We start from the raw sequence: 13681 nt of genomic DNA on the forward strand, positions 1-13681 counted from the left end.
AAAATCGTCTGTGTAAAGGCGGCTTAGTAGCCGGGGTTTTGTACCAGGGCCGGGTTAGCATCCAACTCCGACTGCGGAATGGGCAGCACCAAGTTAGTAACCGTCGGGATGCCGCGCTGTGCCCCAATGTTGAGGGAACGGAGGTAAGCTGCCTGGGCCGTCATTACCGGAATCAGGCCGTATTGGGTACCGTGGTAGCGCTTCAGGTCAAACCACCGGTCGAACTCAAAGGCCAGCTCGTACTTCCGCTCGCGCAGCACTGCCCCGGTAAAGTCGGGGGTAGCGGCCGTCAGGTCGTGGGCCGGTGAGGGGGTGTTGTAATCCAGGCCGAAGGCCCGGCGGCGTACCTTGTTGATGGCTTCCAGACCTTCAGCCGTGGGCCCAACGGCCTCGGCCAGAATCAGGTACATTTCGGCCATGCGCAGCACGGGCACGTTCAGGGGCGAGTCCCAGATGTTGGTGTTTACCTTGCCCACAAACCACTTCTTGCAGTTGTAGCCGAAGGGCGAGCCAGTGGCCTTGGCCGACTGCTTGCCGCCGTCGGGGTAGGTGTCGCCGGGTACCCAGATGGAGGCCGCCTTGCGGGTGTCGCCAGCCTCGTAGCCGTTCACGAAGTCGGGCTCGGGCACGTTGAAGCCGTAGCCGCTGCCCGGGGTCTGGTTGGCGCCGCGGGGTCCGAAGAACTCGTTCATCGAGGAGCCCACGTTGTTGCGGTCGTACTCGTTGCGGCCGTTGATGTACTGCACTTCGAAGAGCGACTCCCGGCCGTTTTCGAAGGCAGGACCCGCCTTGAAGTTATCGGCGTAGTTGGCCAGCATGGCTTTGCCCGGAGCCGCAATTACCTCGCGGGCGCGCTGGGCAGCTTCTGTTTTCTTGCCTTGGGTAATGTACACCTTAGCCAGCAGGCCCGTAGCGGCCCACTTAGTGGCCCGGCCCAGATCGGCCCCGCTGTAGGAAGCCGGCAGGTTGCCAATAGCCTCAATCAGGTCTTGCTCAATCTGCTTATATACTTCGGCGGCCGGTGTACGGGGCATGTTTACAGCCTCCGGGCTGGCGGGCGGAGCCGTGAACAGGGGCACGTCGCCGTATACCCGCACCAGATCAAAGTAGTACTTGGCACGCAGGAACTGAGCTTCCCCCAGGCAGCGCTTCTGAATAACCGGGTCCATGCCCTGAATGCCCGGCACTTTCTGCAGCACAATGTTGGCGCGCTGTACCCCAATGAAGGAGCCACCCCAGAGGCGGTTAGCTACTACGTTGGTAGAAGGAATGTTAAAGGCCTCCAGCTGCTTATATTCGATACCGTCGCTGCCGTCGTCGCCGCCGGTCACGGAAATATCGGCCATGATATCAAAGGCCCACATGGCCTGGTTGTACTGGCCTTCCTTAGTCAGCTCGCTGTACACGGCCGTTACAGCCTGAATAGCGTCTTGCTGAGTTTGATAAAAGTTAGCGTCCGTAATCTGGTCAGCCGGAGTTTCTTCCAGAAACTTCTCGGTGCAGCTGGTCAGTAGGCCCAGCGACAGCAGGAAAGCGCCGCAAGCAATTCGTGAAATAGTCATGAGTACGAGGGGTGGGAAGTAAGATGAATTAGAACCCGATGTTCAGGCCGCCCATGAACACGCGCGCCTGGGGATAAATGCCCCGGTCAACACCGCTGGCACTTACTTCCGGGTCGTAGCCGGTGTATTTGGTGAGCGTCAGCAGGTTCTGGGCCGTCACATACACGCGCAGCTGGCTGGCCGAAATGCGGCTCATCACAGTTTTGGGTAAGGTGTAGCCGAACGTCAGGTTTTTCAGGCGCACGTAGGAGCCGTCTTCAATAAAGTGGGTGGATACCCGCAGGTTGTTGTTCGGGTCACCGCTGATAGCGCGCGGCACATCGTTGCTGGTGCCGGGGCCTGTCCAGCGGTTCAGCACGCGGGTAGTACCGTTAGTGGTGCCGTAGAGGGCGCTTTCCGTGATATAACGGTTGAGGTTATACACGTCGTTGCCCTGTACCCCCTGAATGAAGAAACTCAGGTCGAAGTTCTTAAAGTTCAGGTTGTTGGTCAGACCAAACGAGAAATTCGGGTTCGGATTGCCGATGAACGTGCGGTCTGCGTCGGTAATTACGTTGTCGCCGTTCAGGTCGCGGTAGCGGATGTCGCCGGGCGCCGTGCCGGGCTGCTGCGTGGGGGCAGCGGCTACCTCGTCTACCGTCTGGAACAAGCCATCGGCCACCCAGCCGTAGAACGAGCCGAAGGCCTGGTTCACATCGTAGCGCACTACGCTGGTGCCGCTGAGCGTGTTGGGTCCGTTGTAGGGCACCCCGGCCCCGAGGGACTCCAGCTTGGTTTTGAAGGCCGACACGTTCAGGGTAGTCGTCCAGTTCAGCCCGCCGTCGGTACCCGTGAAGTTGTGCGAGGTCAGGCCCACGTCGATACCCCGGTTGTAAGCCGAAGCTGCGTTGGCGTTTACCGACTCATAGGTACCCGACACCAGGGACGGGGGCACGCCGGCAATCAGGTTGGGCGAGTTCCGGTTGTAGAGGTCAATGGTGGCCTCGAACCGGTTATCCAGGAAGCCCAGGTCGATACCGAGGTTAGCCTGGTCGTTGTACTCCCAGCGCAGGTTGGGGTTAGCCAAACGGGTAGGTGCGCCCCCCGTGTTGATGGCTCCATCCGGTCCGAAGGGGTAGGTAATACCGAAGTTAATGGAGTACAGATAGGCAAAGCGGCCGGCGTTCAGCTCGTTACCCACGCGGCCGTAGCCCACGCGCAGCTTCAGGTTGCTGATCACGCTGTTGCCCTTCAGGAAATCTTCCTCGGAAATGCGCCAGCCGGCCGAAGCCCCAGGGAAGAAGCCGAACTTCTCGCCCGGCTGGAAGCGGGAGGAACCGTCGTAACGGGCTACGGCCTGGAAGATGTACTTGCCGGCAAACTCGTAGTTGAGGCGGCCAAAGTAGCTGGCCAGCCGCCGCGGGGGGTCAATGGTGCCGCCGTTGTTGAGCTGCGAGTTAATGGGGCCGGCACCGATAGTCTGCAAGTCGTTGCGCAGGTAGAGCGAGCGGTAGGCCTGTACGTTGCTGAAGTTAAACTCCTGCGCCGACTGACCCAGCAGCAAGGTTACCTGGTGCTTATCGGCGAACAGGTGGTCGTAAGTAGCCGTGTTTTCAATCAGGTAGCTGGGCGCGTAGCTGGAGGTAGCCGTGGCCCCAGCCGTGATGTAGCGCTGAGTGTAGCCGGGCAGCTCCGGACCCCGGGGCGCAAAGCTGTTGAAGTTGTCGAAAATCAGGTCGGCGCCCACGTTGGTGCGGAAGCGCAGGCCTTTCAGGGGCTCCAGCTCGGCGAAGAAAGTAGTAATAGCCCGGTTACGGGTGAACTTTTGGTTTACCCGCTGGGAGGTAGCCAGGGGGTTTTCCTCGGTGAAGTTGTCGGAGGCGCTGTTGGGCTGGTACCAGTAGCCATCGGGGCGGTAGGCCTGCACGGTGGGCGGAATGCGCAGCAACTGTTGCACGGCTCCGTATTCACCGTCGTTGCTGGTTACCTGCCGGTCGCCCAGGTGGGTCAGGGAGATGCTGTTGCCCAGCTTCAGCATGCGGCCCACCTGCACATCGCCGTTGGCCCGCAGCGTGAAGCGCTCGAAGTTGGTGCCCAGAATGATACCGTCCTGCTGGAAGTAGCTGCCCGACAATGCGTAGCGGGCTTTTTCGCTACCCCCGGTGGCGGACAGAGAGTAGTTCTGAATGGTGGCCCGGCGGAACAGCAGGTCCTGCCAGTCGGTGCCTTCACCCAGGGCCGAAGGGTTGCGCAGCTTGTCCAGGGCAATAGGCTTGCCAGCGGCCAGCAACGATTCGTTGTTGATAGTAGCGTACTCTTCGGCGTTGAGCAGGTCCAGCTTACGGGCTACCGTCTGAATACCGCGGTAGGCGTCCAGGTTCACGCTCGTCTTGCCGGCTTTGCCGCGCTTGGTGGTAATAATTACTACCCCGTTGGCGGCGCGCACCCCGTAGATAGCCGTAGCCGAAGCGTCCTTCAGCACGTCAATGGTTTCAATGTCGTTGGGGCTGATGGCGTTTAGCTGGTTGTCGCCGCCGTCGGGCAGCGGAAATCCATCCACTACGTAGAGGGGGTTGTTGTTGCCGGCCGAGGTAATACCCCGTACGCGCACCGACGTACCGGCGGCCCCTCCCGGGGCGCCCCCGTTGGAGGTGATGGTCACGCCGGCCACCTTGCCTTGAATAGCCTGGGTAGCATCTGGCACGGGCTGGCGCTGCAGTTCCTGTCCGCTCACGGAGGAAATAGCCCCCGTTACGCTGCCGCGCTCCTGGGTGCCGTAGCCTACCACTACTACCTCACTCAGGGCCCGCGCGTCTTCGGCCAGGGTTACGCTAATGGAGGTGGAAGCGCCGGTTACGGGTACCTCCTTGCGGGTAAAGCCCACGTAGCTAACAATGAGCGTCGAGTTTTCGGGTACGTTCAGAGAAAAGCGGCCGTCGCCATCGGTAGTCGTTCCGATGGTGGTTCCCTTTACAATAACAGTTACGCCAGGCAGCGGGTCGCCATTGCTCTGAGTTACGCGCCCCGATACGGGGACATCGGCCTGCACGGACCGGTGGGCACCGGGCGTGGGCAGCCCATCGGCAGGGGCTGCCGCTAGGGAGGGAAGAGCAGGCAGGCCGCAAGCTGCCAGCCACAAAGCCCGGCGCAGCAGCGCCTGAGGGTAGAGGTGTTGGTTCATTGATGTGTGGGAATTGTGGGAAATAATAGTAGGCAAGCACTCGTGCGGTGCTACCAGCTTGTGGGAAGGCTGGCTACCTGAAACTCTCGGAAAGGAAGAAGTAAACTAAGTCACTCCCGCAGAGGGGAAGTTGGCGCAGACCAGCAATAGGTCACGAGAGGCGTTAGGCGCCGGGCGCTAAAGGGCTCAGGCTGGCTGGTCGGACGGAGAGTTGCCAGGGGCTACCTGGGCAGTAAGCTGACCAGAGGCGAAGACAATGTAGCCGACAGGCAACTAAGTAGCCTGATTAGAGTCAGTGGAATGGGGGAGTAGGTGGGTCATGGGGCGGGGGGAATGCCCAAATATATCCGACCGTGTTTCGGAAAAGCAATAGTAAAAATGCCTCTACAAAGCCAAAACAAGGCTTTTTGACTTACTACACAACTATATTATACGCTTACTACACACGCGGAAAAGCTTCTTTGTGCCTTGTAGAAGCTGGTACAAGGGTTTAGTCAGCGGGAGTACAACACGTAAAAAACAATAGAAAAAATGTCCCGTGGTCTCAACTTTTTTTACAATTCTCAGCTAGTAAGTGTTGACTTACCTACCTAAGACAGAACACAGGCGGGAAGCCTACTATATATTAATAGAACTACTTTTATTGGATAATATGCAATTGGCTAGCAACACTTGGTATAGGTAGCAGGATGCATTTCCGGAGCTCTCATCATGTAAGGGTTCCACTTTTATCCGTGTGCTATAGCTCTGCTCTTTACCCACCAGCCAAAAAAGCGAAGGCGTAGGCCTGCGTTGACTTGGCTGGTGGGTAGAGGTGCTGCCAAAAATCAGACCCGGGCTGCTTCTTCCGTAGCAGCGGGCTCTTCGGCTTCCGTGCCGGTGGCATCAAGCAGCACGTGGGTCCAGCCTTCGTTCTCATCGAAGTCCGGAGCTTGCCGGCGCCGACGCATGGCCTCCAGCACTTTCTGGCTAAAGCTCCAGCACGTACCCTGTCGCAAATCCAAGACCCGGGAAAGCTCCTGCGAGGAGTAGTTCCCCTTATGGGTATAAATCAGGAATACAGCGTAAAAGGCTTTGATAATGGAAAACTTGCACTTCTGCAGCAGCGTGTACGCCGTCGCCGACTCTACGTAGCGGCACTTGGTACACCGTCGGGAGTGAGGTTCACGACCGTCGCAGTACTTCTCGTGGCCGCACTTGCGGCACTGGTAGCCATCGGCCCACTTCAGGTTGGCCAGGTATACCAAGCAAGCATCTTTATCGGGGTAGATCTGGCTGAACTCGCCGAAGTTCACCTCCTTAGATAATACTCGGGCTGTTTTAGCTTCTTGCAAGTCGCGCTGCAGATCAGCGTTGAGCTTTTCAATAGCCGCCGACTGAAGGGCCAGCAGGCCGTTAGCCTGTAGCAGCTCTCGGTTCTGGGCCGCAATGGTGTCGCTCTGCTGGCGCAGCTCATTGGTGCGTTGGGCAACCAGGTCTTCCAGCTCGGAGTTCAGCTGGTCTTTCAGCTCTTGGTTGCGCTGCAGCTGTTCTACCAGCTGTTCCTGCACCTGGTGCTTTTTGCGCAGCTGCTTTACCAGTTTGTCCTGCGCCCGGATGGTAGCGTCCTTGATGCCTTTAATCTTTTCGCCCAGGGCATAGGACAGTACTACTACCTCAATCACGAAGGCCACATTCATGCTGTACACAGTAGCCGTGTTAGTGAACGTGTTGATACCCAGCTTGCGCAGGATCAGGAAGCCCACGCTAATGGCAACCAGGGCGTGGGCCAGCAGAAAGAACCGGGCAGTACGCTGCCCCCGCTGCCATACCCGGTAGGCGGCGTAGTAAATCATGCCGTAGGGCAGCAGGTAAAACCAGAAGCTCCAGCCAGAATTTAGCCACACAGCATCAATCAGCAGGCCCACCACACTTAGCAGCACCACTGCCCGAATCCAGGGGTCGTAGGTGGGCAGGCGCTGGGGCGTGTCGAGGAACTGGCGGGCGTAGTAGCTGAAGGTGAGCAGCAGCAGAACAGGGGACCCGGCAGCAATCAGCTGATTCAGAGCCGGGTAATCGGGCCAGATGTACTGAAAGCCCAACCCGTCTTCCGACATAAATACCAAGCTGCAGCTCAGCACGTACAGCACGTAGCGCAGGTATGTTTGCTCCCCGATGAAGAGGTAGAGGCACAGGTTGTACACAACCATAATCAGCAGCACGCCATAAAAGGCACCCAGCAGGCCGTACTCGTTCTGGAAGTGCACGGCCAGGGGCTGCTCGGTGCGTAGCCGGCTGAGAAAGGTAGTTTTGGAAGTTGAGGTCAGGCGTAGGTAATAGGTCTGGGTCTGATCGGGTTGGAGGGGTAGCCGGAACAGAAAGTTCTTGTAGGGAAACTTGCGCGTAGTGAGCGGAAAGTCGGACCCGGTCAGGATGGGAGCGGCTCCATCGTCGGGAAAGAACTGTACCCCATTCAAGTGGGAATCAAACATTTCCAGGTACCAATGCTGGCGTAGCGGTCCGCGCGCCTGCACCACCAGCCGCAGCCAGTAGGCCGAGCCGGGGTGGTCCATGGTAGTGGGAATAGTGTTACCCGGCTGAAATTGCTTGGCCCAGGCCGGCTGGCGCACATCGGTGAGCGTGAGCCGGCCAGAAGGATCTTCCAGCACGCTGTAGAGGGTAGGGTCAATAAACAGCTCCTCCAGGCCGGCGTGGACCCGCAGCGTATCGGCGGGGCGCGCGCCAGCCGGGGAGCTGACCAGCAGGAGGCACAGGAGCAGTGGGATGCTCAGCGTCAGGAAAGGAAACCAGATAGCCCGACGCGGTGGGAGGTGGGAATTCACGAGCTTCATGGTGGGTTCAAGGTACGAAACCCGGGGGGCTTTGCCTACTGGCCGCCGCTGCCGCCAGCTTCGGCCGGGGTAAAGCGCAGCCAGTCCAGCTGCCCCACGGGTTCTTCTACGATAAGGCGCAGGCTGTGCTGCCCGGCGGGTAGCACGGGCGTGCGCACCGATACGGTAGCCCAGCCCGCCCCGGGAGCCACCGTTACCGCGCCCACGTTCAGCTCGCCGAGACGCAAAACCAGGCGGCCGGGGGTGCTGCCGGGTTGCAGGCGTAGCTCGGCCGTATAGGTTCCGGGCGTGGCAATAGTTACGGTGTAGGCCAGCCACTCGCCGGCCGCTAACTTGCTTACAGCAAATCCGTTACCGGCGTCCTTGCTGGTATTGATATCGACGCCATCGTTGCGGTAGGCACCGCCTTGGTTGGTGGGCGTCAGGTCGCGGTAGTCGGTGCGGGCCGAGAAATCGTCGTGGTAGGCTACCCCGTCGCGGCCTAGGTCGTAATCGGTAGCGGCAATGGTGCCGGGGATGGTGAGAGCCACGAAAGGAGCCCGAAAATCGGCCGGCTTGGTGAGGGCCGCGGCTACGTCGCGGTTTACCTGGCAATTAACGAACTGCACGTTCCGGAGCAGGGCTGCACGGCCTTCGGGCGTCAGGATGCTGCCGTAAGGTTTCACCCGCAACAGCCCCGCCCCGGAATCTACGCGCTTGATGTTCCAGTGACACCAGCCAATGTTCTGGGCGTTAAGGGCCTGCACAGCGGCAGCAAACCACTCATTGGAATTCTCGCCGGTTTCGCCCACCCATACCGGCACCTGCCACTGGTCGCGGAAGGCTGCCAGGTTGCGCAGCAGGTTAATCTGCTGGGGGTTAGGGTCGGCGGCCTCGGGCGTGTTGGGGCACCAGTAGCGGTGGGCGTTGTATACGAGGTTGCCCTTGTCTGTGATGGCCAGCTTATCGGGCGTAAGGTTGGTATACTCATTGCCGTAGCCATTGCCCTCCAGCAGCAGTAGGTGTTGGTCGCCCTGGGCGCGCACAGCATTGATCAGGCGGGCATAGAAAGCACTCAGTTCCTGATTATCAGCCGAGAGCCCAGTAGCCGCATTCAGATTGTGGGGCTCGTTGATGAGGTCGTACATGGCAATACGCGCGTCCTGGCGGTAGCGAGCAGCCAGTTTTTCCCAAAGGCGCACTGTCAGGTCCTGGTAAATCAGACGGCCCTTGGCATCCCGGCGCTTCCACAGGTCCAGGGGCTGGAAGTTGTCGTTGATGTTGCGGTCGGTGCCCTGCCCGCCGGGAGCCGCGTGCAGGTCCAGGATGACGTACATATTGTTGGCCGCGCACCACTTCACCACGTCGTCGATAAAGCGGATGCCCTCCATCTTCTTCGGGTCGACGAATAGTTGATTTTGGTCGTACCAACGGCTGAGTTGCTCCACGTAGGCCGTTAGCTTCTGCGGGTTGCGGATAACCTCGGTGCGAGCGTGGCGCTGCTCCGGGGTCAGAAACAAATCGTAGTGAAAGGGCAAGCGCACGGCGTTAAAACCCTGCTTGGCCAGAAAGTCGATGTCGGCCTTGGTGATAAATTTTTGCCGGTATTGGTGGTAGAAGTCCTCCATCTGCGCTTCCGACATGGTGCGGAGCAGCCCCTGCTTGATTCGCCATTGGCAGTTGAGCGTATCCGTTTGCAGGATGTAGCTTTCCTGGAGCAGCCACCCACCTACGTTGTAGCCCCGCAGCACCACCTCGCGGCCTGAGGCGTCCAGCATCTTCGGTCCCGCCGCCCGAAGCATGCTCAGATTCTGGGCGGTAGCGGGCGAGCCGGCACTACCCACCACGGCCAGCAGTAGGCCCAATACTCCTAGCCGGCGGGAGCGGGACGCACTACCCGGGGTGGTGCGCTGCTTACCGGGCAGCAGAAATCGACAATTCATCAGCGTAAAGTGATTAGAGGAAGGAGGTTTGGGAAGGCGGAAAGGGAAAAAAGGGGCGGAGATGCTCCGCCCCTTTTCCGCTTTTCTCACTCAATTCTCATGCGTACTCTTTTATCCTTTGCTAAGAAGCTACATTACAGCTTAGTACAGGCCGTAAGAAGTGGATACTGGCCGTACCGCTGACCGCCCGCGTATCACTTTTGGCCACGGGCATAGGTCAATAGGGGAGTGGGGGCCATGGGGTAGAGGCAGCAAACGGCGCAGGCACTTTCGGCAGCGTAGGGGGCGCGGCCCTAGAAGAGCTTCTCCCATAGGGCAAGGCCGCACACGGGTTAGAGCCAACGTGTGCTGCTGCGGACCCTCGTGAAACGGGCGTGTAGCTACCTACGCTACTCAGGCCCTATTTCTCCGGCTTGTACCAGAAGTAGCTACAAACGCGTACGTAGCGAGCAGCAAGCGCGAGGCGAGTGTTGCTGCCAGGTAGAGGTACTGGTCGCTCTGGTGGCGGCATCCCGGGAACTTTGCACCTGGTTCATGCGGGAACGGAGGCCCTAATCTACGTAGAGCTAGGGTGGGCTGGCCTAAGTTGCCACTAAGCCGATACCAGCGTTGCTATCCTCGGCCGCTGGTCGGGGGGAGGTAGTAAAACGTTCTTCATAAAGTAAGTGGGTGTTTGGGTGGGGTAGAGCACAAGCCGGTTGCTACCTGGGGCAGAAGTAACTCGGTAAAAAGCAGGCGGGGGAGTGCGCGGGTAGGCTACTGCTGAGGGCGGCCGGAATAGCGGCGGAACGGGAGCCAGCAGGCCAGGGCACGACCAAATATATTGGGCCATGGGCTAAAAAAACAAGCCGCAAAACGTTGATTACAGGGCCGAAAGCCGTTTTTACATACCAGTGTATACAGGTGACTATACACTTACTGCACACGCGAAAAACTACCCCGTAGGCTTGTTCCGGCAGGCTTTCCACCAGCACGGACGCCTACGCAACAACTAAAAAAACAGCCGCGCCCCCGAAATATTTCTGTGGGCACCCTTTTCCTCTGCAAGCCAGGCCAAGGCAGCTAAACATTTCTTCGCCGTACTTTGTGTTGCATCGTGCGCCTCTCGCGTAATGCAGCGCCTATGCTTGCCCTTCACTGGTTCAGGGGGCGCGCTTTCTCTGGTCCTTTACCTTACTTCGTGTTACGCTCCCAATCTGCTTCTGCGAAACAGCCCGCCGCCATTGTGGGGGCGGGCATTGGTGGTATTGCTACGGCGGTGCGTTTGGCCGCGCATGGGCACCGCGTTACGGTGTTTGAGGCCCAGGAGTCGTTTGGGGGGAAGATGCACCAGCTGACGCTACCCGGCGGCTACCGCTTCGACGGGGGGCCCTCTTTGTTCACGTTGCCGCACCTAGTGGATGAGCTGTTTCAGCTGGTGGGCCGCACCCCACAGGATTACTTCCGCTATCAGCGCCTCGACCCTATCACGCAGTACTTCTTTGCCGATGGCACCCGGCTTACAGCCTGGGCCGACGAATCCCGGTTTGCCCAGGAGGTAGAGGCAAAGCTGGGCGTACCGGCCCAGGAGGTATTACAGTTTCTGCGCCGCAGCGGGCAAGCCTATGAAGCTACGGCCGGAACCTTTCTGCAAAAGTCCTTGCACAAAGCCCGTACCTACCTTAGCCCTGAAGTACTCAAGGCCCTAACTGCCCTACCCCGCCTCGGGCTGACCAGCACCATGCACCAGCGCCACACGGCAGCCTTCCAGGACCCGCGCCTCGTGCAGCTCTTCGATCGGTTTGCTACCTACAACGGCTCCGACCCCTACCAGGCTCCAGCCACGCTCAGCCTGATTCCGCACCTGGAACACGGGCTGGGGGCTTACTACCCCGAGGGCGGCATTTATGCCATTGCCCAAAGCCTGGTGCGGCTGGCCGAGGAGCTGGGGGTGCAGTTCCGGTATCAGGAGCCGGTGCTGGAAATTCTGACCGCTGGGGGCCGGGTAACGGGTGTGCGCACTTCCCAGGATGTATACGATTTCCCCTTGGTTGTCAGCAACATGGATGTGGTGCCAACCTACCGGCGCTTGCTGCCTCAGCAGCCTGCCCCCGAACGGACCCTGAGCCAGCCCCGGTCTTCTTCGGCCCTGATTTTTTACTGGGGCATTGGGCGGCGCTTTCCGGAGCTGGGGGTACATAACATCTTTTTCTCCGAGGATTATAAGCGCGAATTCTCGGCCATCTTCCAGGAGAAAACCATTGCCGACGACCCTACCGTTTACGTGAACATTACCTCCGGCCATACACCAACCGATGCTCCGGCCGGCCACGAAAACTGGTTTGTAATGGTAAACGTACCCCATGACCAGGGCCAGGACTGGCCCATGCTGGTAGCACGCACCCGCCAGGCCGTGTTGCGGCGCGTAAGCCAGGCCCTGGGCACCGACGTAGGAGCGCTTATCCGGGCCGAGCACGTGTGGGACCCGCCCGGCATCGAGGCCAGAACTTCCTCCTTCGGTGGCGCTTTATACGGTAGCTCCAGCAATAACCCCCTGGCGGCCTTTTTGCGGCACCCCAACTTTTCGGGGCAGTTGGAGGGGCTATATTTTTGTGGGGGCTCCGTGCACCCGGGAGGTGGGATTCCGCTGTGCCTGCTTTCGGCCCGGATTGTCTCTGAGTTAATCAACCAATAAACCGGCCCTGGGTGGCCCCACCCCGAAGGCTGCTTGTTCGCGGCGGTAGGGGTAGTTTCCTTGTTAGTTCTCGTCTTCTGATTTTTCTCCATGACTGATACCACGCAACAACTTCCTACTGCTGCCCTCATCAGTGCCGATGTGCAGCGGCGGCGCCTACGCTGGGCCCAGGGCGTGTTGCTGCTATTCCACGTAACGGGCTTTCTGGGCCTGGCTTTCTCCCAAGACCCTTCCTTCTACTTGCAGTTTGTGCCCCTGAACCTGCTCCTGACGCTGGGGTTGCTGCTGGCTTTCCAGCCCCAGCGCACGCCCGCCTTCTGGAGCTTCTGCGTAGTGACCATGGTGGTAGGCTTCTTTGTAGAGGTAGTAGGCGTACGCACGGGCCTGCTGTTCGGACACTATACCTATGGCTCAACCCTGGGTCTCAAGTGGCTGGGCGTACCGTTGCTGATTGGGGTAAACTGGCTGATGCTGAGCTACTCGGCGGGCGTTCTGGCCCGCTACTTACCCCTACCCGACTTTCTGCGGGCCGTGGTGGGCGCTCTGCTACTGGTGGGCCTGGACGTATGCCTGGAGCCCGTGGCTGTTCGTTTCGATTTCTGGAGCTGGCAGTACGACGTTATCCCGTTGCTCAACTTTAAGGGGTGGTTTGCCGTCGGCCTGATTTTGCAGGTGTACTTCAACCGGGTAGAGTTCATCAAGCGGAACCCCTTGGTGCCCTTTGTATATCTGTTGCAGCTGCTGTTTTTTTTCGGCCTTGGTATGCTATTTTAACAGTCCGCAGCGTTGGGGTGCAGTTGGGCAGCGCAGCTAGAATGTATCCCATAATGTATTATCCTTCGCATGGAGAAAGTTGTACTCCAGAAGCTGCTCGATGGCGCCAACACGTTGTTTCTGCAAGTAGGGGTAGGCATGGTGCACGAGGAGCAGCTAGCCGCGGCCCTCGATGTTTCACCAGCTACCTTTCGGGAGTTGTTTGGCTCCAAGGCCGGCCTGCTGCGGCAGGTTGTGCAGCATAACCTGGCCCGGCAGCGCGCTGAACACGAGCTGCTGCTCCAGAATCTGGCCACACCGGTAGAGTGCCTGCTGGCGTTGCTGCATCATAGCTTGCAGGAGATGCGCCGCTCGCCCCACTTCGACTACCACGTGCTACGGGAACAGTTTCCCGGCGCGTGGGCCGTAGTCCAGGAGTATCTGGCGCAGTACATAACGCCCCTGCTGACCCGCCTGCTCCAGGCCGGGATTCAGGAAGGGCACTTCCGGGCCGAACTGGACGCTCGCCTGATAGCCCACTTACTTCTGGCCCAGTTCCACTTGCTGCTCGACGAGCAGCTGTTCCCACCCGACTACACTAACCTGGCTGAAGTGTACCGCAACCTGTTTTTCCCCTACGTGCGCGGCCTCTGCACCGAGGCCGGTGCCCGCCTGGTCCGGCATCACTTTGCCCGGCTCTAGCAGGTATTTGGCCTGGCCAATGTGCTACCCCTTCAAAACGAAAGAAGCCTTTACCACCCAGGCAGGCGGTAAAGGCT

At 59.3% G+C, this 13681-nt stretch carries 7 protein-coding genes; 3 read left to right on the forward strand and 4 right to left on the reverse strand.

The features are described 5' to 3' along the window. Window positions 1-23 precede the first annotated feature (23 nt). The 4 genes from K3G63_RS15415 to K3G63_RS15430 all read right to left on the reverse strand — a co-directional run bounded on the left by K3G63_RS15415 (window position 24) and on the right by K3G63_RS15430 (window position 9475). Window positions 24-1562 carry a RagB/SusD family nutrient uptake outer membrane protein gene (locus K3G63_RS15415; RefSeq protein ID WP_220614973.1) on the reverse strand — a complete coding sequence of 513 codons (1539 nt, stop codon included), beginning with the start codon at window positions 1560-1562 and terminating at the stop codon, window positions 24-26. A gap of 28 nt (window positions 1563-1590) precedes the next feature. Next, window positions 1591-4722 carry a TonB-dependent receptor gene (locus K3G63_RS15420; protein WP_220614974.1) on the reverse strand — a complete coding sequence of 1044 codons (3132 nt, stop codon included), beginning with the start codon at window positions 4720-4722 and terminating at the stop codon, window positions 1591-1593. 827 nt (window positions 4723-5549) lie between these two features. Further along, entirely contained in the window at window positions 5550-7553 is a 2004-nt protein-coding gene (locus K3G63_RS15425; protein WP_220614975.1) for a 7TM diverse intracellular signaling domain-containing protein, read from the reverse strand. Between the two features lie 35 nt (window positions 7554-7588). Then, on the reverse strand, window positions 7589-9475 hold the full coding sequence (locus K3G63_RS15430) for a cellulase family glycosylhydrolase (RefSeq protein ID WP_220614976.1): 1887 nt from the start codon (window positions 9473-9475) through the stop codon (window positions 7589-7591). 1180 nt (window positions 9476-10655) lie between these two features. Between K3G63_RS15430 and crtD the strand changes: the two genes are divergently transcribed. The 3 genes from crtD (at window position 10656) to K3G63_RS15445 (ending at window position 13604) form a co-directional block, all read left to right on the forward strand. Further along, window positions 10656-12149: a 1-hydroxycarotenoid 3,4-desaturase CrtD gene (gene crtD / locus K3G63_RS15435; protein ID WP_310794596.1), complete on the forward strand. Its 1494-nt coding sequence runs from the start codon at window positions 10656-10658 to the stop codon at window positions 12147-12149. A gap of 90 nt (window positions 12150-12239) precedes the next feature. After that, window positions 12240-12923, forward strand: a complete 684-nt coding sequence (locus K3G63_RS15440; RefSeq protein ID WP_220614978.1) for a carotenoid biosynthesis protein — start codon at window positions 12240-12242, stop codon at window positions 12921-12923. 69 nt (window positions 12924-12992) lie between these two features. Next, window positions 12993-13604: a TetR/AcrR family transcriptional regulator gene (locus K3G63_RS15445; RefSeq protein ID WP_220614979.1), complete on the forward strand. Its 612-nt coding sequence runs from the start codon at window positions 12993-12995 to the stop codon at window positions 13602-13604. Window positions 13605-13681 lie beyond the last annotated feature (77 nt).

Source organism: Hymenobacter sp. HSC-4F20 (assembly GCF_019599275.1).
Lineage (GTDB): Bacteria > Bacteroidota > Bacteroidia > Cytophagales > Hymenobacteraceae > Hymenobacter.

Excerpts from the sequence above, each read along its gene's own strand:
- K3G63_RS15415 (WP_220614973.1), bottom strand. The coding sequence starts at position 1,562 with ATGACTATTTCACGAATTGCTTGCGGCGCTTTCCTGCTGTCGCTGGGC.
- K3G63_RS15420 (WP_220614974.1), bottom strand. The coding sequence starts at position 4,722 with ATGAACCAACACCTCTACCCTCAGGCGCTGCTGCGCCGGGCTTTGTGG.
- K3G63_RS15425 (WP_220614975.1), bottom strand. The coding sequence starts at position 7,553 with ATGAAGCTCGTGAATTCCCACCTCCCACCGCGTCGGGCTATCTGGTTT.
- K3G63_RS15430 (WP_220614976.1), bottom strand. The coding sequence starts at position 9,475 with ATGAATTGTCGATTTCTGCTGCCCGGTAAGCAGCGCACCACCCCGGGT.
- K3G63_RS15440 (WP_220614978.1), top strand. The coding sequence starts at position 12,240 with ATGACTGATACCACGCAACAACTTCCTACTGCTGCCCTCATCAGTGCC.
- K3G63_RS15445 (WP_220614979.1), top strand. The coding sequence starts at position 12,993 with ATGGAGAAAGTTGTACTCCAGAAGCTGCTCGATGGCGCCAACACGTTG.